At 48.3% G+C, this 416-nt stretch carries 1 protein-coding gene; it reads left to right on the top strand.

The window, feature by feature from the left end; all coding sequences use genetic code 11:
- Positions 1 to 416: hypothetical protein (locus RJ41_RS19170; RefSeq protein ID WP_039221165.1), on the top strand; the 416-nt coding region annotated here is incomplete at both ends.

Raw genomic sequence — 416 nt, forward strand, 5'->3', positions numbered from 1 at the left:
GGCTCAGGCATACCGTTACTGTGGCAAGATGTGAATGGTGATGGTGTCACTGAGCTAGGAATATTTAGTGTAGGTGGTGGTGTGCCTAGTCTTTCCATTATAAATCCTGTGGATAGTGCGGAACTGTCGAACATTCGGTGGGCAGCGGGCGCTTACGTGCCTTCGTCAATAACGCCTATTGCGTTACCTGATATGGATAGCGATGATGTTATGGATATTGGTTTATTTGGTATTCGCCAGGACGAGGGCAACGAAGGTAAACCGCAGTTCTTTGTGCGTAGTGGCAGTACTGGCAAACGCATTTCTGTATTCAACTGGCCGGCAAACTGGAAGAACATGCAGGTTATGGTGATGGATGACCTAACCGGTGATGGGGTACCTGAAATTGCCCTTGAAGGCACATTTAAAGATGGCGC

Origin of the sequence: Alteromonas marina, from assembly GCF_000808575.1 — a bacterium.
In the GTDB taxonomy this organism is placed as follows: domain Bacteria; phylum Pseudomonadota; class Gammaproteobacteria; order Enterobacterales; family Alteromonadaceae; genus Alteromonas; species Alteromonas marina_A.